This is a genomic window from Streptomyces sp. NPDC014733 (genome assembly GCF_043083385.1).
Lineage (GTDB): Bacteria > Actinomycetota > Actinomycetes > Streptomycetales > Streptomycetaceae > Streptomyces.
The window spans coordinates 14,009-30,017 of record NZ_JBIBYO010000007.1 but is presented as its reverse complement, the minus strand read 5'-3'; the positions used below and the strand labels follow the sequence as shown (position 1 = coordinate 30,017).

Here is a 16,009-nt window from a genome sequence, read left to right as displayed (position 1 = left end):
GTGGACAGGGAAGTGCAGGTGGGAACGGTCGAGCCGCGTCCGGGCGTACGGATTGCCGCGGCCCGCGGCGCGGACGCACTGGACATCATCCGGACCCGCGCGGTCGTGCGTTCCTACACCGATGAGCCGGTCGGTGACGAGCTGCTCACCTCGTTGCTGGAGGCGATGCTGGCGGCGCCCTCCGCCTCCAACAAGCAGGCGTGGGCCTTTCTGGCGGTGCGGGAGCCGGAGCGGGTGCGGCGGGTCCGGGCGTTCGCGCCGGGGATCATCGGGGTGCCGCCGCTCGTCCTGGTCGCCTGCGTCGATCACGCGCGGATGACGGGCGATCCCCATCTGCGTGACGTCGGCTCGCTGTGTGTGGCCATGGCGGTGGAGAACTTCCTGCTCGCCGCGCATGCGCAGGGGCTGGGCGGCTGTCCGGTGAGCAGCTTCCTGGCCGAGCCGGTGCAGCTGCTCCTGGGGCTGCCCAGTCACCTCGAACCTCTTCTGCTGGTCCCGGTCGGCCGACCTGACCAGCCCCTTCAGCCGTCGCCCCGCCGCGCTCCCCAGGAGGTGGTCCGCCATGAGTACTGGCACCCCACGCACCCCGGATGACCAGGGTCAGCAGGACCGCGAGGAGTTGGCGTTGCTCGCCGCCTACCTCCTCAGCAGCGCCCGCCGGCTGCTGCAGGAGCCGCCGTCGTACGCGCTCTACCGGCTGATGGACGGCGCCCGCCGCGTCCTCGCGCTGTACGCGGACGGGGGTGGTGGCTGTCCCGAGCTGGCCGCGGTCCACAAGGGTCTGGATGATCTGCTGCATCAGGCGCCCAACGAGGACCGTGACTACGCGGCTCTTCTCGACGGTATGTGCCGGCAGATGGTCGCCGGGCTCCAGCTGCCCGCGCCGGAGGCCGCCGTGACGGCGCCGCCGTCCTGACGCCGCTGCCGCCGGGGCGCCGGTGTCAGGCCCGGCGGGCCTCCAGGATGCTGAGCCCCGACGCGGTGCCGATCACCCGGCACGCCGTCAGGCCCGCTTCGTCCAGCAGCGCCTCGTACTCCTGGGCGGTCCGTTCGCGGCCGCCCAGCAGGACGAGGACCACCAGGTCGAGCATTTTCGCCGGGTGCGGGTGGTTGCCCGCGGGGATCAGCCGCTCGATCACCAGCAGCCGTCCGTCGGGGCCCATGGCCTGCCGGCAGCCCCGCAGGATCGCGACGGCCTCCTCGTCCGGCCAGTCGTGCAGGATCCACTTCAGGAGGTAGAGGTCGCCGCCCGGCGGCAGGGCGCCGAAGAGGTCGCCGGCGACGGTCCGGCAGCGGTCGGCGAGGCCCGCCGCCGCGATCCGTTCCCGGGCCGCCGCGACGACGTGCGGCTGGTCGAACAGCACGCCGTCGGTGCCGGGGAACGCGCCGAGGACCGGCAGGAGCAGACCGCCGTCGCCCCCGCCGATGTCGACGACGGTGCGGGCGCCGCCGAAGTCGTAGGCGTCGACCAGTGCCGCCGCGTCCCGGCGGCTGACCTGCGCCATCCCCGCGTTGAAGAGGCCGTCTGCCTCCGGATGCGCGCGCAGGTGGTCGAAGAAGGGCCGGCCGTAGGTCCGCGGGAAGGTCGCCTCGCCGGTGCGCAGGCTGTGCATGGCGTCGGCGAACGAGCGGCCCACCAGTTCGCAGAAGGCCAGCAGGGCGTGGACCGATTCGGGGTGGTCCGACCGCAGGTACTGCCCGGTCGGGGACAGTGCGAAGACGCCGGGCCGCACCTCGCGGAACACGTCCTCACCGGCGAGGACGCGCAGCAGCCGGTGCAGGGCGTCGGGGTGGGTCCGGGTGGCCGCCGCCAGTTCGGCGACCGGCCGGGGGCCCGCGGCCAGTGCGTCGGCGACGCCCGCGGCGGCCACCAGGTGCAGGGCGCGGGCGGCGAGCAGGCCGTCGCTGAGGTGCAGCAGGCGGGTGCCGCCGTTACCGGGACGCGTGCGGCCGGCGGTGTCCGGGCGGCCCGTCATGTGCCGGCCTCGGCGGACCAGGTGGTGGGCCTGACGACCAGGTAGCCCTGGTTCGGTGCGGCGCGGAGCACGTCGTGGTCGGGCTCCTTGAAGTACTCCACGATCGGGGTACTCACGTGGTAGCAGACCGCCGAGGAGCCCACGCCCAGGATGCCGGGGCTGTCCACGAAGAACGGCAGCTCGGCCAGCAGGTACTCCAGCCCCGCGCCCAGGACGTGCGGCACCCGCTCCCCGGGGACCTCTCTGCCGTCGAGGAAGTGGTGCACCATCTCCTTGCACGCGGCGGCCAGCCGGTCGCTGGCCTGGACCGCCTCGCCCACGCGGGCGCGCACCGCCTGGTACTCCTCCCGTTCGAAGAAGGACGACATGGGCTGCATCCGCACCTTGTCCGAGGAGGCCCCCAGCCGTTCGACCGCCCGGCGGGTGCGCCGCCGGACGTCCCGGATCTGCGACTTGGCGAGCTTGGCCGCATGGCCGGTGTCGTCGCCGAGGGCGACCAGCATCGTGTCGATGTGGACGTCGGTGTAGATGACGTCGACGACGGAGAAGTGGCGGATCGCCCAGCCCAGCAGTCCGGCCAGCCGGTCCTGGGTGAAGTAGCTGTTCCCCGTGCTCACCCCCACCACGGCGTGCTCCCCCCGGTCCCAGACGTGCTGGGACCGGGGGGAGCTGGCGTGCGCCTGGAACGCGTCTGCGGAGTCGAAAGAACGGCCATCGGCCATGGGCTCTCCCCACGAACGGGACGATGAGCTGCCCGAGCTGACAGGGCGCTCCGACAACTCACCCGTACCCGCACTTTCCGTTCGCCGTCTCGGTCATGCGGGTGAAGGCGCCCGGACAGCCGTCAAGGCAGCGGCGGCGCTGCCCCGTTCGGCCCGTACGCCTGACCGCGCCGCGGCGTTCCCCCGTACCGTCGACGTATGGCGGAGGAGAAGGACATGAAGGGGGGCAAGGGGGCCGAGGGGGAGGGCGGCGGCCGGCGGAAGCTGTCGCGGCCGCGGTACGAGCAGGAGCTGTACCGGCTGCAGACGGAGCTGGTGAAGCTCCAGGAGTGGGTGCGCGGGTCGGGGGCGCGGCTCGTCGTCGTCTTCGAAGGGCGGGACGCGGCCGGCAAGGGCTCCACCATCAAGCGCGTCACCGAGTACCTCAACCCCCGGGTGGCGCGGATCGTGGCGCTGCCCCGGCCCACCGAACGCGAGCGCACCGAGTGGTACTTCCAGCGCTACACGGAACATCTGCCCGCGGCGGGCGAGATCGTTCTCTTCGACCGCAGCTGGTACAACCGGGCCGGTGTCGAGCGGGTCATGGGGTTCTGCACCCCGGCCGAGCTCCGGCGGTTCCTCCGGCAGTGCCCGGTCTTCGAGCGGATGCTGGTCGAGGACGGGATCCTGCTGCGCAAGTACTGGTTCTCGGTCAGCGACGAGGTGCAGGAGCAGCGCTTCCGGCGCCGGCTCGAAGACCCCGTGCGGCGCTGGAAACTCTCCGCGGTGGACCTCCAGTCGCTGACCCGCTGGGAGGAGTACTCGCAGGCCAAGGACGACATGTTCGTCCACACCGACATCGCGGAGGCGCCCTGGTACGTCGTCGAGAGCGACGACAAGCGCCGGGCCCGGCTGAACATGATCGCCCACCTGCTGTCGACGGTGCCGTACACCGACGTCACCCCGCCGGTCCTCGAACTCCCGCCGCGCCCGCCGCCCACGGGCTACCGCCGCCCGCCGCGCGACCTCCAGAACTACGTCCCGGACCACGCCGCCGGTCTGGAGGCGTGAGGCGCGGCGACGGGCCGCACCTCACACCCGGTCAGTCGGCCAGCCCCTCGATCACCACCGGAAGATGCCGCGGCCCCCGGAGGACCGCGTTGCGGCGGTAGGGCGGCGGGTCCTCGGCCAGCCGGGGGCCGGTGAGACGGCGGGTGAGTTCGGTGAGGGCGATCTGGGTCTCCAGACGGGCCAGGGGCGCGCCGAAGCAGGTGTGGATGCCGCTGCCGAAGCTCAGATGCTGGTTGTCGGGGCGTTCGGGGAGGAAGCGGTCGGGGTCGGGGAAGCGGCGCGGGTCGCGGTTGCCGGAGGCCAGCAGCAGCCAGAGGGAGGCGCCCTTGGGGATGGTCGTCCCGGCGATGTCGATCTCCGCCAACGTGGTGCGCTGCGGCAGCAGTTGGACGGGCGGGTCGAAGCGCAGCAGTTCCTCGACGAACGGCGCCGCGAGGTCGGGCTCGGCGCGGAGGCGCCGGAGCAGGTCGGGGTGGCGGAGCAGCGTCAGCATCCCGTTGGTGATGAGGTTGACGGTGGTCTCGTGGCCGGCGATCAGCAGGAGGGCCGCGGTGCTCACCATCTCCAGGGGGGACATCCGGTCGTCCGGACCGTGATCGGTGACCAGGGCGGAGAGCATGTCGTCACGGGGCGCCCGGCGGCGCTCCTCGATCAGCCCGGCGAGGTAGGCGGCGAGATCGGCGCGGGCCCGCCGGACGGTCTGCTGCTGCGCCTCGCGCTGCTCGGGGGTGCCCTGGACGGGGTCGAGCGCGGCGGCGAGCGTGTCGGCCCACACATGGAAGCGCGGCTCGTCCTCGCGCGGCACACCGAGCAGCCGGCAGATCACGGTGACGGGGAAGGGGTAGGCGAAGCTGTCGACGAGGTCGAGGTGGTCGCGGCCCCGGAAGCCGTCGATGAGGTGGGTGACGATCCCGGCCAGCTCGCCGCGCATGTCGGAGATGCGGCGGGGGGTGTGCGGCGGGCCGAACGGCCGCATCGCCAGGTCACGCAGCCGGTCGTGGTCGGGCGGGTCCAGGCGCAGGAACGTCGGCGGCAGGTTCGGGTCCTCCTCCTGCCCGAGGAACGCGGCGGCCTCCGGGTTCAGGTTGCGGGCGTCGGAGCTGACCCGCGGGTCGTGCAGCAGCTCCTGGATCTCCCAGTACGTGCTGACCAGATAGGGGCCCGCCTCGTCCCGGACCACCGGGGTCTTCCGCAGCTCCGCGTAGAGGGGGTAGGGGTCGGCGCGGTGGGCGGGGTCGAGGATCTGACGCAGGGGTGAGTCCGACGTCATGACGGTTCCTTCCGGGGCTTCGGACGGGCGGACGGAGGGGCGCGCACCAGGTCACGCGCGCCGTGGGGTGAACGTGAGGCGCCGGTCGGCCGGGGAGTGGCCGCTGAGGGTGACGGTGGGGCCGTGGGTGGGCAGCGAGGGGTCGGGGAAACCGGCCGCCACCGGGTGACGCCCCTCGGGCCGCCGGTCGACGGTGGGGAACTCCGGCGGGAACGGCGCCGCCCGCTCGATCTGCCGCTCGTAGAACTCCAGCCATTTCCCCTGGTCGAAGGTGGTGGCGGCGATGACACGGCCCTGGTGGCCGTAGACCGCGGCGAAGCGGTGCTCGGTGAGCGAGCCCTGGGTGACGAGGAGTTGGTCGGCCATCGGCGGGACACCGACGGACTTGATGTTGACGCCGAACTGAGCCGACCAGAACGACGGCATCCACAGATGCGGGCGCCGGTCCGTACTGGCGCTGATCATGTTGTGCGCGGCGGTCTCCGCCTGCGCGACCGCGTTGCCCCAGTGCTCCAGGGAGAGGAACTGGTAGCCGAACAGCGGATGCGGGGAGCGGGCGACGTCCCCGGCGACGAACACGTCGTCCGTGACGATCCCCCGCACGTCGAAGGCGCGGCACCCGGCGTCGCAGGCGATACCGCGCGGGCCCGCGCCGAGACCGGAGCCCGCGAGCCATTCGGTGTTACGGGTCGCGCCCAGACAGACGACCACCACATCCGCCTCGACGGCCGAACCGTCCGAGAAGTGGGCGCGCCGCACCCGCCCGCCGGAATCCCCCTCCAACCCGGTGACCTGCACCCCGCACCGCAGATCGACGCCGTGCGCCCGCTGCAGCTCCGCCGCCACCTCGCCGATCACCCCGCCGAGTGCGCCCACCAGCGGGGCCGGGCCGCGCTCCGCGACGGTGACCGGCAGTCCCCGCCCGCGGCAGGCCGAGGCGATCTCGGAACCGGTGAACCCGGCACCGATGACCAGCACCCGGCGCGGCCCGGCCGACAACCGGTGGTGCAGCCGGGCCGCATGGTCCCGGGTGCGCAGCACGAACACCCCGTCCAGATCCGATTCCAGCTCGTGCGGCCAGGGGCGGGAACGGACACCGGTGGCGATCAGCAGCCGGTCGTAGGGGACGGTGTCGCCGTCGGCGAGCGTCACCTCCTTGGCGGCCGCGTCGAGCCCGGTGGCCGCGGTGCCCAGCCGCCACCGGGCGTCGATCGCCCGGCGCCGCGGCAGCGCCGTGTGGTCGGGCGGTACGAGACCGAGCAGCACCTGTTTGGACAACGGTGGCCGGTCGTACGGTTCGTGGGGCTCGTCGCCGATCATCGTGAGCGTGCCGCGGAACCCTTCCGCGCGGAGCGTCTCGGCGGCCCGCAAACCCGCGAGCGAGGCACCGACGACGACGATGCGGCCCTCGCGGCGGAAGGTCTCCAGAAAGCCGTCAACCGACACGGGAGGCACCCGCCCGCCCGCCGTCGGACGCCCGGTCCGCGTCCTCGCCCTCGACGGTGATGGCCTGGACGGGGCAGGCGTGCGCGGCCCGGAGCACCTGCGGGCGCCGCTCGTCGGCGGGCTGCGGGTCGTACATCAGCGCCTCCGCGCCGTGCAGGGCGAACACGTCGGGCGCGAGAAAGGCGCACTGCGCATACCCCTGGCACCGGTTGAGATCGACGACAAGCCTCATCGGGTCTCCGCTCCTTCGCGACGTGGTCGGTGCCCCGCCGCTCCGCCCGCCGGCGCGCACCCGGGAATCAGCCCCGCCCCGCTCCAGCATCGGAGGAGGCCCGGGCGGGTGCACCCCGGCCGATGCGACGGGGTGACCCGGGCGCGGCGCCCGTCAGCCGGCGGCGGCGTGCCCGGCCGGTACGTCCCGCAGGGAGCGCAGCGGGGAGCAGACCACGAACAGCGCCGCCGACCACATGCCCAGCGCGCAGATCCACAGGGTCGGCCGCAGCCCGGCGCCGGTGGCGAGCACACCGCCGAAGAGGGAACCGAGCGGGATGACCCCGTAGGCGATCCACAGGTAGACGGCGCCGACCCGGCTGAGCAGCGCGGGCGGGGTGACGAGCTGGCGGTAGGAGAGGGACGCGACGTTGAACAGGGTGCTGTTGGCGGCGAGGGCGGCCAGGCCGGCGGAGTACAGCAGGACGCCCCAGCTGGGCGCCGCGAGCGGCATCAGGAAGTACAGCGGGCCGGGTGCGAGCATCGACACCCAGATGATCCGCGCGGTGCCCACCCGCCGGGCGATGCGGCTGGCGAGCGCCCCGGCCAGCAGCCCGCCGACGGATCCGACGGTGAAGACCAGGCCGACGGCGGAGGTCGGCGCGTGCAGTTCCCGCACCATGAACGTCACGGCGATGGCATGGGCCGCGGTGACGAAGAAGTTGGACACGCTGGTGCACAGCAGCAGCTTCAGCAGCACCGGTTCGCGGCGGACGAAGCCGAAGCCCTCGCGCAGGGCGGCGCGGAACGGGACCCGCTCCGGTGCGGCGGGTGCGTCGGCGGGCGCCCGGGGGACGCGCATCAGGCCCAGGGTGAGGGCGCTCAGCGCGTAGGTGAGGACGTTGGCGAAGAGGGCGCGGGAGGCGCCGATCGCGCCGGCCAGCACCCCGCCGAGGCCGGGCCCGGTCAGCTCCGCCAGCGATTCGCACATCCCGAGCTTGCCGTTGCCGTCCACGAGTTGGGCACGGTGCACCAGCTTCGGCAGCTGCCCGCGGTAAGCGACGGTGAAGGCGACGGTCAGCACACCGGACATCCCGACGACCGCGTAGAGGTACCACAGCGTCAGCCGCCCGGCCGACGCCGTCAGCGGGACGGAGAGGATCAGCAGCAGCCGCCCCAGATCGCAGACGATCATGAGTTTCCGCTGGTCGACGCGGTCGGCGAGGATCCCCGCCGGGAGCGAGAAGAGCAGGTACGGCAGCCAGCCCAGCGAGGTGAGCAGCGAGACCTGGAACGTGCTCGCGTGCAGCGTGTCGAGGGCGAGCAGCGGCAGCACGATCAGTGCGACACGGGGGCCCAGGGTGCCGGCGCCCTGTCCGCACCACAGCAGAAGGAAGTTGCGGTTGCGCCAGAGCGATCCGGCGGGCGCTTCCACCGGGGGGCTCTGCGGTGACGTCGATGTCATGTCCACGCCCCTCATGGTGGCAGGGGGTGGAGCCGTTCCGCCGGTGAACGGGCCGGTGGCGCCCGGGCGTTGCCGTCCGGTCAGCCGCCCAGATGCCAGCTGACCGTGGCGTCGGCGGCGGTCAGCGTGGCCAGGATGATCAGGTCGGCGGCGCCGAGCGCGAGGCCGAGAATGGCGCGGCCGCGGCGGCGGGTGCGGCGGACCAGCGCGAGGGTGCCGAGAGCGAGGGCGCACGGCCCCAGGACGACGTTGAACACCAGGGTCCCGAGCAGCCCGAGAACGAAGGACGCGACCGCCATTCCGTCGGCGGACGCCGCTCCCGCACGGGCCACCGGATCGGCGACGGCGTCGGCGGCGGAACCGGCAGCCGAACCGGCGGCCGCATCGGCAACCGCATCGGCAACCGAATCGCCACCGCCGGTGTTTGAAGTGCATGACGCTCCGGCGGGCCCAGCACTCTTCGGGCGTCCGGTCGGTGCCTTGATGAGGGAGGTGAGGGTCATCGGGTGGTCCCCTCGGCGGAGTGACGGCGTTCGCGTACGGCGAAGACGAGCAGCCAGCCGGCGATGACGGCGGCGGCGAGGAGGGTGGCGGAGAACGGGAGGTGTGCCGCGGCGCCCAGCAGGATCCCCATCATGAGGAGGGCTGCGACGAGAAAGAGCATCGTTCTGCCTTTCCGATTCGGAGGACAGTTGTTCACTCACTTCCTTCAGTGTAGGGCGTGGCCGGGTGGAGAAGTTCGGAGAACGCTTGTTTACTGGATGATGTGAGTCACACCGTAGGGGTCCGCCAGGCCCAGAAGCAGAAAACCCGTCAGGCACTGCTCGACGCCGCCCTCGGGCTGCTGGAGGAGCAGAGCCTGAGCAGTCTGGGGCTGCGGGAGGTGACGCGGACGGTCGGCATCGCCCCGACCGCCTTCTACCGGCACTTCCGCGACCTGGGTGAACTGGGCGTCGCACTCGTCGAGGAGGCACTCGGCAGCCTGCACGCCATGGTGCGCACGGTCCTGATCGAACAGGCGGAGGTGGAGGCGCAGATCGAGAGCGCGGTGGCGGTGGTCGACCGGCACGTCCGCGAGTACCCCGCCCACGTACGGTTCGTGGCCCGCGAACGCCACGGCGGGGTGCGAGCCGTACGGCAGGCCATCGCGGGCCAGTTGGACCGGTTCGGCGCCGAGGTGGCCGAGGCGCTTGCGGTCCAGCCGACGGCACAGGGCTGGAGCGAGGGCGACCTGCGGATGCTGGCGGACCTGTTCGTCGACCGGCTGGTGACGACCGCCGCGGCGATCCTCGACACCGAGGACGCCGACGACGCCGAGGCGGCACGGGCACAGGTCGTCGAGGCGGCCCGGTGGCAGATACGGCTGATCACCATCGGCCAGCAGCACTGGAGGGGTGAGACGGGGGAGAGGTGAGGGGCGGGGTGGGGAGGGGGAGGGCCCCAGGGGGGAGGGAAAGAAGGAAACTCTTCCCCTCCAAGACGCCCCGCCCCCACCTCTTCCCACCCCCATCCCCTCGCTCCTCCCCTCCCTTCCCTCCCCCTTCCCTCCCCCTCCCCTCACCCCTCCGGTACCGAAGGCAACGACGGCGGCTGTACCCGGATGCGGAACGTTCCGTCCGGCGCGGTGCCGAGCACGGTGAGGGCGGTGCCGCTGTCGCGGTCGGTGAAGGTGGTTCCGGGGCGGTAGGCGGCGTCGGAGAGTTCGGCGTCGACGTAGCGGTCGCCGGTGTGACAGCCGCCGCTGCCCGGCGTCGCGTCCATGACCTTGAGCGGTCCGCCGCCCGAGCGGACGTCGGCCGAGACGCGGTAGACGAGGACGCCGGGGCGGCACAGCGCGGGATCGAGCGGCCCCCGGGTGCGTGCCTCGGCGACGAGCGCGGTGTGGGCGGAGGTCGGAATGACGGCGATCTTCGTGCCGCCCGGGGTGGCCAGTGGCGTCAGCGTGTGGTCGGCCACCGGGCCGCCCGGTGGCACACAGTCGACCTGGTCGGCGGCGAGCCAGCCGAGCTTCCATTTGTGCCAGCCGAGGAAGTCGTTGCTCGGGCCCCAGTCCTCGTCCATCGGGTCCCAGTGCCCGACCGGGGGCGGTGCCTCGCGTCCGTCGGTGAAGTAGAGGTCGGGCAGTCCGAAGGAGTGGGCGTTCTCGTGGTTGACCACCCGGAAGGCGCTCGGGCCCGGCTGTCTGCTCCAGAGGAACGACACATTGCGGAACGGCACCCCGTCGCCGGTCCGCAGCCCCATGTCGCCGCCGCTGAACGTCACCGACAGGACCGTACGGGTCGCGGGCGGCCCCGCGTTGGGGGCGGCGATGACGTTGACGAGGTCGTAGTCGCGGAAGTCGACGGAGGCGTCGACGGCGCGGAGGATCTCGCGGGCGAGGGCGTGGTAGCCGCTGTCCGAGCCCGCGTCGAAGGTGGCGCCGCGCTGGATGCCGTACGCGGCGAGCGGCTTCGTCATGTGCAGCCAGCGCAGCAGCGGCGCGGGGCGGTAGCGGAGGCGGCCGTAGGAGCTGCGGTGGAAGTAGTCGGACGCGGCGGGGAAGAACTCCGCGTACCGGGCGCGCGGGCTGAGGGTGGCGCGGGCGTCCGGGAAGTCGATGAAGAGGGTGAGGGCCTTCACGGTGCCGCGGGCGCGGGCGTAGCCCTCGGGGGTGGCGGTGGTCTCGCCGACGTCGTCGCCGACGCCGCGCAGGGCGCACGGCCCGTGCCGGCCACCGGGCGGCGCGGGGCCGGTGGGTATGTCGGGGGACTGGGGGCCGGCCGCCCCCGGGGGTATGGAGAGCGGGGCAGGGGACCCGCACAGCGCGATGGCCGCGGCCACGGCCGCCGCACCTGCGGCGAACGCCGTGGATATGCACCGCTTCATACGGCCACCCTCCGGTGTCCGGCGGGCGTACGCGCGCGGAGTTACGTCATCCGGCGGGCGTACCGGATTCCGCGGGCGCGGTGCGGCAGGGGAGTGACGGGGCCCGGCCCGGCGGTGCGGAGGGCGCTGCTCCCGCCGGCGCTTCCGGGGGCGCCGGTGGCCGTGGTGCCTCCGGTGCCCGCCGCCGGCGCGGTGGCTCCGGGAGGCCCGGTCGTGCCGGGGGCGCCCCGGGTGAGCGGCCGGCAGGCGAACCCGATCAGTGCGGCGGCGAAGTGGCCGACGTCGGTGAAGCCGCGGCTGGTCAGCAGCGGCGCTCCGTAGAAGGCGAGGATGCCGAGTGCGTAGGCGTACCGCCAGGGGCCGGTGAGGCGGTAGGTGAGGACGGCCGCGACGCCGGCCAGTGCGTAACTGACGCCGACGTCGAGGGTGTTGACCGCGGTGTGCGGGGCGGCGCCGGTGTGGATGGCGACGGCCAGGACGCCTTCGCTCAGATAGGTCGCGCCGATGTGCGCGGTGGTGAGGACGGCGAGCCAGCGCCGGGTGCCGAGCCAGCGTTCGGCGGGGACGTGGAGGACGTTGTAGAGCGCGAAGTAGAGCGGCCAGCCGCCGCCGTCCAGCCAGAGTGCGCTGGTGAGGAGCACCCGGCCGGGGGAGTGCAGCAGGTTGTGGATGTTGGTGGAGCGTTGCTGGAGGAAGCCGGTGAGGACGTCCGGGCTGAACCGGTGCATGATCACCGACGTCACCAGCAGGATCGCCAGCCAGAGGAAGGTGCCCGGCGCCCGGCGGAGGTAGGCCGCCGCCCGCCCGGCGGGGCCGCCCCCGGGTGCGGCGGATCCGGCGGGCGGCCGCCGCGTGCGGTGCCGCGGGCGTGTCGGGCGGGATATGCGGCGGGCGACGCACATGAACCTGGCGCGCATGGCGGACAAATTACCAAGAGTCGGGCGCCGGGGCGCGGCGGAAGAGTGCCCCGCGGGGGTGCCGTGGGGCCGGACCGGACCGTGGTGCCGTCCCTCAGCGGAGCCAGGGCAGGTCGGCGCCCTTCGGCTGCAGGCCGTCCGCCATGACCCGGCAGATCTCGGCGAGTTGGCCGATCTGCTCGGGGGAGAGGCGGTCGAAGAGCGCCCCGCGCACCGCGGCGACATGTCCGGGTGCCGCCTTCTCCAGGACGTGCAGGCCCTCGTCGGTGAGGTGGGCGAGCTGGCCGCGCTTGTCCGACGGGCAGTTCTCGCGCCGCACCCAGCCGTTCTTCTCCAGGCGGGCGACGGCGTGCGAGAGGCGGGAGCGGGTGATCTTGGCGTTCTGGGCCAGTTCGGTCATCCGCATCCGGCGCCGCGGGGCGCGCGAGAGCTGGACGAGCAGGCCGTAGTAGACGTGCGGCATCCCGGCGTCACGCTGCAGCTGGCGATCGAGGTGATCCTCCAGCAGCGTGGTGGCGTGGAGGTAGGACTGCCAGGCGTATTGCTCCTCGTCGCTGAGCCAGCGCGGCTCGGCTGCGGGTTCGGTGCTCATGCCATTCATTCTCGCACCGCTTCGATCCTTCTTGAATATTGAACAATCTAGCGGGGTGGAGTAGTCTCGAAGTATTCGCTTGAAAGTTCAAGCAGATGTCTCAAGTAGATCTCCCGAAGGCTTCGGGACGGCGCCCCCGCTGGTCCGCCCCGGGCCCGTACCCATGACGATCGCCGGGGAGTCGCGATGTCCGAGATGCCGATGCCGGCCCTCTACCTCAGCCACGGCGCGCCGCCGCTCGCCGACGACGCCGTCTGGCCCGGTCAGCTGGCGGCCTGGTCCGCCGAACTGCCGCGCCCCACCGCCGTACTGATCGTCTCGGCCCACTGGGAGGAGGCCCCGCTCGCCCTCGGCGCCACGGTCACCGCCCCACTGGTCTACGACTTCTGGGGCTTCCCCGAGCACTACTACCGCGTCCGGTACGCGGCGCCCGGCGCACCGGAGCTGGCCGACCGGATCCGCCGTACGCTGCGGACGGCGGGGACGCCGGTGCAGGACATCCCGGACCGCGGGCTCGACCACGGCGCCTACGTCCCGCTCGTCGAGATGTTCCCGCAGGCCGATGTGCCGGTCCTGCAGATCTCCATGCCGACGCTCGACCCCCGCGCGCTCTTCGCCCTCGGGCGCAAGCTGGCGCCGCTGCGCGACGAGGGCGTGCTGATCGTCGGCAGCGGCTTCTTCACCCACAACCTCGCCGCGCTGCGCCACCAGGGGCCCGGAGTGCCGTCCTGGTCGGCGGAGTTCGACGACTGGGGGCGGCGGGCCCTGGAGGACGGCGACCTCGACGCGCTCTTCGACTTCGGCCACAAGGCCCCCGCCGGGCAGCTGGCCCATCCGCGCACCGAACACTTCGCGCCGCTCTTCGTCACCCTCGGCGCCGCGGACGCGCACGGTCAGCTCGGGGACGGGCGGAGCGTGATCGACGGGTTCTGGATGGGGCTGGCGAAGCGTTCGTTGCAGTTCGGCTGAGCCGGACCGCGGCGGGCGACCGGCCCGCCGAAAGCGTCGCGCCCGGCGAGGGCATCGTGGCAGGTCAGGCGCCCGGTTCGAGCAGTTCCAGGGAGCGGAGCGCGGCGGTCAGCGCGCGGTCGTCGCCGTCCGGTGTCCAGGACGCGACATCCAGCGCGGTGTCGGTCATCTTGATGGCGTGCGCGTCGCCGTGTCCGGCGGCCCGCCGGAAGACCTCCTCGGGGGTGAGCGGCCCGGTCCGCAGCGGAGGCAGCGCGTCCGCCGCCCCGTAGACGGAGGTCAGCGCGGCGCTCGCGGCCCACGCCACGGAGAACGACGGCACCCACAGGGTGCGCGGCAGCGCGGGCAGCGTGCGCAGCACCGCGTTGGGCGCGGTCGCCGCATGGACCAGCATGACCTCTTCGCCGTGCCCGTGATCGGCGTAGCGGTGGGTCGCCGCCTGCACGAGCGCGGTGAGCTGTGCCCGGGCGTCGTCCGGATCGCGCGGCGCCCGGACGGCCTCGGCCGCCGTCTGCCAGCCCGGGGTGCCCGGCAGTTGGGCGAGGCCGCCGAGCGCGCTGGTCCGCTGGTCGGCGACGCGCGGGAGGGCGTCGAGCGCCTCGTCCGGCGCGGCCGCCCCGCCCGGCGTCGGCACCACCGGCAGCGGGGTGTGCCGGGCCGCCCAGTAGCCGAGGGCGTGGGCCAGTTCGGCGAGGCGGGGCTCCGTCTCGTCCTCGGTCAGAAGGGTGCGGACGATGTGGCCGACCCGGATGGCGGGGTGGGTGGCCGCGCCCACGAGGCCGGGCAGGAGCCGGGGCCACCATTCGGTGAGCACTTCGCGCCAGGGCCGCTCGGCGACGGTACGGGCGAAGTGGTCGGTCCAGTCGGTGACGCGCAGCGGGTCCCCCAGGGCCTGCTGCCAGTTGGCCTCGGTGAGGGTCTCGCGGGCGCCCGGGACGTCCTCCAGTTGCGCGGAGTACGCGTCGAGCCAGCGGTGGACGCCGCGCCCCTGCCCGTGGTGGGCCAGGGCCTCGACCGCCATGGGCCCGTGGTTGCTCAGATAGCCGTGGAATTCCGGTCCGGTGGAGTGCAGCCGCTCCAGGGCCTCGTCGAAGGTGCCGTGGTGTGCCGTCATGCCCGTGAGACTAGGAGCGCGGACGCCGCCGGGTATCGGGCTGCGGACCTGGACCCGCTGACGTGCGGCGGAGGCACCGTCGGTCGCGGGGACGGGGACGTGGGACGGAGGCGCGGGGGCCGCCGGGCGGAGGGCTCGGCGCGGCCTTCGCCGGAGCGCGCGCCGAGGCGTTGTCAGTGGTGGCTGGCACCATGAAGTCATGGTGGAACTCAACGGAGTTGATGAGGTGGCGCGCCCGATCGACGCGGTGGAGGGGGCCGGTGAGCCGGGTGGTGGCGGCGCGGCGCCGGTGGCCGGGGCGACGGACCTGGCGGCCGCCTTCGCCTCGTTCGAGGAGACGTGGTCGCCGCGGATAGCCGGCGGGGTCAACGACTACGACGTCAAGATCGCGAAGGTGGAGGGCGCCTACGTCTGGCATGCGCATCCCGACACCGACGAGTTCTTCCTGGTGCTCGCCGGCGAGCTGACCCTGGAGCTGGCGGACCGCGCGCCGGTGGTGCTGGGGCCGCAGCAGATGTTCACGGTCGAGCGCGGGCTGCGGCACCGCCCCGTGGCCGCACCCGGCACCCGCATCCTCATGTTCGAGCGCCGCGGCACGGTCAACTCCGGCGACGCCGAGCTGACCGGCGACGCGGCGTGGGTCCGCGCTTCCCAGGGGGTGCCGCTGGGGGAGTAGCGGAGGCCCGGAGGTGATCCGGGGCGCCGAGCGGTCGGAAGCATGGGGGAATCCGGACAGCAGATGTCCGGTTGGGAGGCGACCGTGGAGGCATGACAGGAAGCGCAGAGGGAGACAGCGGGGCAGACGCGGGCGCGCAGGGCCCGGAGGTGCGGCCTTCGGCCTCCGGGGCGCCGATGCCGGCGGCGCCGCGCTCGGGGACGCCGGGCGCGCGGACGGGGCGCGGGCCGGGGGCGGCCGTGGCGCGCGGTGTCGGCTGGGCGGTGGCCGAGGCGCGGGAGCCGGGATTCGTCCGTGAGGTGCGGGAGCGGTTCGGGCGGTACCGGCACCATGTGCTCGGCACCCTCCGCGCGGACGGCTCACCGCGGCTGACCGGCCTGGAGGCGGACTTCCGCTTCGGCGAGCTGTGGCTCGGCATGCTGACGGGGTCCCGCAAGGGCGCGGACCTGCACTCCGACCCCCGATTCGCCCTGCACGCCAACCCGGGCCCCGGCACGGACCTGTCGGACGGCGATGTCCGGGTCTCCGGCCGGGCGGTCCACATGACCGACAAGGAGGTGATCAGGCGCTACGCGCACGAGGTCCGGCCACCGGAGCCGTTCCTCCTCTTCCGGGCCGAGGTGACGGAGATCGTACGGGTGGCGGTACGGGACGCCACGATGATCATCCAGAGCTGGCGGCCGGACGAGGGGCTGCGGACGGTACGGCGGTAGGGTGCCGGGCGGGCCCACCCCGCC

The 16,009-nt window shown here is 73.4% G+C and carries 19 protein-coding genes; 7 read left to right on the top strand and 12 right to left on the bottom strand.

Features of this window, described 5'->3' with window-relative positions; translation table 11 throughout:
* On the top strand, positions 1–594 hold the full coding sequence (locus tag ACF1BH_RS17760; RefSeq protein WP_391643404.1) for a nitroreductase family protein: 594 nt from the start codon (positions 1–3) through the stop codon (positions 592–594).
* A complete protein-coding gene (locus ACF1BH_RS17755) occupies positions 563–916 on the top strand; it encodes a DUF6092 family protein (RefSeq protein WP_391643403.1) in 354 nt (117 codons plus the stop codon). Before ACF1BH_RS17760 ends, ACF1BH_RS17755 begins: the two co-directional genes overlap by 32 nt.
* Before the next feature lie 25 nt (positions 917–941).
* Here ACF1BH_RS17755 and ACF1BH_RS17750 read toward each other — a convergent pair whose 3' ends face one another.
* Together ACF1BH_RS17750 and ACF1BH_RS17745 are read right to left on the bottom strand one after the other, a co-directional pair.
* Positions 942–1,976 (bottom strand): methyltransferase, encoded by a 1,035-nt coding sequence (locus ACF1BH_RS17750; RefSeq protein WP_391643402.1) that lies wholly within the window; start codon positions 1,974–1,976, stop codon positions 942–944.
* The gene (locus tag ACF1BH_RS17745; protein WP_391643401.1) at positions 1,973–2,698 is read right to left on the bottom strand and encodes a tRNA-dependent cyclodipeptide synthase; all 726 of its coding nucleotides are present in this window, start codon (positions 2,696–2,698) and stop codon (positions 1,973–1,975) included. The genes ACF1BH_RS17750 and ACF1BH_RS17745 overlap by 4 nt, the downstream gene beginning before the upstream one ends.
* A gap of 216 nt (positions 2,699–2,914) precedes the next feature.
* On the opposite strand from ACF1BH_RS17745, the gene ppk2 reads away from it, so the two are divergent.
* On the top strand, positions 2,915–3,748 hold the full coding sequence (gene ppk2, locus ACF1BH_RS17740) for a polyphosphate kinase 2 (protein WP_391643653.1): 834 nt from the start codon (positions 2,915–2,917) through the stop codon (positions 3,746–3,748).
* A gap of 31 nt (positions 3,749–3,779) precedes the next feature.
* Here ppk2 and ACF1BH_RS17735 read toward each other — a convergent pair whose 3' ends face one another.
* The 6 genes from ACF1BH_RS17735 to ACF1BH_RS17710 all read right to left on the bottom strand — a co-directional run bounded on the left by ACF1BH_RS17735 (position 3,780) and on the right by ACF1BH_RS17710 (position 8,803).
* Positions 3,780–5,018, bottom strand: a complete 1,239-nt coding sequence (locus ACF1BH_RS17735) for a cytochrome P450 (RefSeq protein WP_391643400.1) — start codon at positions 5,016–5,018, stop codon at positions 3,780–3,782.
* 51 nt (positions 5,019–5,069) lie between these two features.
* Positions 5,070–6,464: an NAD(P)/FAD-dependent oxidoreductase gene (locus ACF1BH_RS17730; protein WP_391643399.1), complete on the bottom strand. Its 1,395-nt coding sequence runs from the start codon at positions 6,462–6,464 to the stop codon at positions 5,070–5,072.
* Entirely contained in the window at positions 6,454–6,696 is a 243-nt protein-coding gene (locus ACF1BH_RS17725) for a ferredoxin (RefSeq protein ID WP_391643398.1), read from the bottom strand. Before ACF1BH_RS17725 ends, ACF1BH_RS17730 begins: the two co-directional genes overlap by 11 nt.
* Before the next feature lie 153 nt (positions 6,697–6,849).
* Positions 6,850–8,139: an MFS transporter gene (locus ACF1BH_RS17720; RefSeq protein WP_391643397.1), complete on the bottom strand. Its 1,290-nt coding sequence runs from the start codon at positions 8,137–8,139 to the stop codon at positions 6,850–6,852.
* 80 nt (positions 8,140–8,219) lie between these two features.
* Positions 8,220–8,471, bottom strand: coding sequence for a hypothetical protein (locus ACF1BH_RS17715; RefSeq protein ID WP_391643652.1), 252 nt, complete (start codon positions 8,469–8,471; stop codon positions 8,220–8,222).
* 167 nt (positions 8,472–8,638) lie between these two features.
* Entirely contained in the window at positions 8,639–8,803 is a 165-nt protein-coding gene (locus ACF1BH_RS17710; RefSeq protein WP_391643396.1) for a hypothetical protein, read from the bottom strand.
* A 102-nt stretch (positions 8,804–8,905) separates the two neighbouring features.
* Between ACF1BH_RS17710 and ACF1BH_RS17705 the strand changes: the two genes are divergently transcribed.
* Positions 8,906–9,553 carry a TetR family transcriptional regulator gene (locus ACF1BH_RS17705; protein ID WP_391643395.1) on the top strand — a complete coding sequence of 216 codons (648 nt, stop codon included), beginning with the start codon at positions 8,906–8,908 and terminating at the stop codon, positions 9,551–9,553.
* A gap of 143 nt (positions 9,554–9,696) precedes the next feature.
* On the opposite strand, the gene ACF1BH_RS17700 is transcribed toward ACF1BH_RS17705, so the two are convergent.
* The 3 genes from ACF1BH_RS17700 to ACF1BH_RS17690 all read right to left on the bottom strand — a co-directional run bounded on the left by ACF1BH_RS17700 (position 9,697) and on the right by ACF1BH_RS17690 (position 12,522).
* Complete coding sequence (locus ACF1BH_RS17700; protein ID WP_391643394.1) at positions 9,697–11,004, bottom strand: M6 family metalloprotease domain-containing protein; 1,308 nt, start codon at positions 11,002–11,004, stop codon at positions 9,697–9,699.
* Between the two features lie 41 nt (positions 11,005–11,045).
* Positions 11,046–11,921, bottom strand: coding sequence for a rhomboid-like protein (locus tag ACF1BH_RS17695; protein WP_391643393.1), 876 nt, complete (start codon positions 11,919–11,921; stop codon positions 11,046–11,048).
* Between the two features lie 94 nt (positions 11,922–12,015).
* Complete coding sequence (locus ACF1BH_RS17690) at positions 12,016–12,522, bottom strand: MarR family winged helix-turn-helix transcriptional regulator (RefSeq protein ID WP_391643392.1); 507 nt, start codon at positions 12,520–12,522, stop codon at positions 12,016–12,018.
* A 177-nt stretch (positions 12,523–12,699) separates the two neighbouring features.
* Here ACF1BH_RS17690 and ACF1BH_RS17685 point away from each other — a divergent pair, with 177 nt between their 5' ends.
* Positions 12,700–13,482, top strand: a complete 783-nt coding sequence (locus ACF1BH_RS17685) for a dioxygenase (RefSeq protein WP_391643391.1) — start codon at positions 12,700–12,702, stop codon at positions 13,480–13,482.
* Between the two features lie 64 nt (positions 13,483–13,546).
* Here the strand turns inward: ACF1BH_RS17685 and ACF1BH_RS17680 are convergent, their stop codons facing one another.
* A complete protein-coding gene (locus tag ACF1BH_RS17680) occupies positions 13,547–14,596 on the bottom strand; it encodes a questin oxidase family protein (RefSeq protein WP_391643390.1) in 1,050 nt (349 codons plus the stop codon).
* 199 nt (positions 14,597–14,795) lie between these two features.
* Here ACF1BH_RS17680 and ACF1BH_RS17675 point away from each other — a divergent pair, with 199 nt between their 5' ends.
* Both ACF1BH_RS17675 and ACF1BH_RS17670 read left to right on the top strand, forming a co-directional pair.
* On the top strand, positions 14,796–15,272 hold the full coding sequence (locus tag ACF1BH_RS17675) for a cupin domain-containing protein (RefSeq protein ID WP_391643389.1): 477 nt from the start codon (positions 14,796–14,798) through the stop codon (positions 15,270–15,272).
* Between the two features lie 239 nt (positions 15,273–15,511).
* Positions 15,512–15,985 carry a pyridoxamine 5'-phosphate oxidase family protein gene (locus ACF1BH_RS17670; protein ID WP_391643388.1) on the top strand — a complete coding sequence of 158 codons (474 nt, stop codon included), beginning with the start codon at positions 15,512–15,514 and terminating at the stop codon, positions 15,983–15,985.
* The last annotated feature ends 24 nt before the right edge of the window (positions 15,986–16,009 follow it).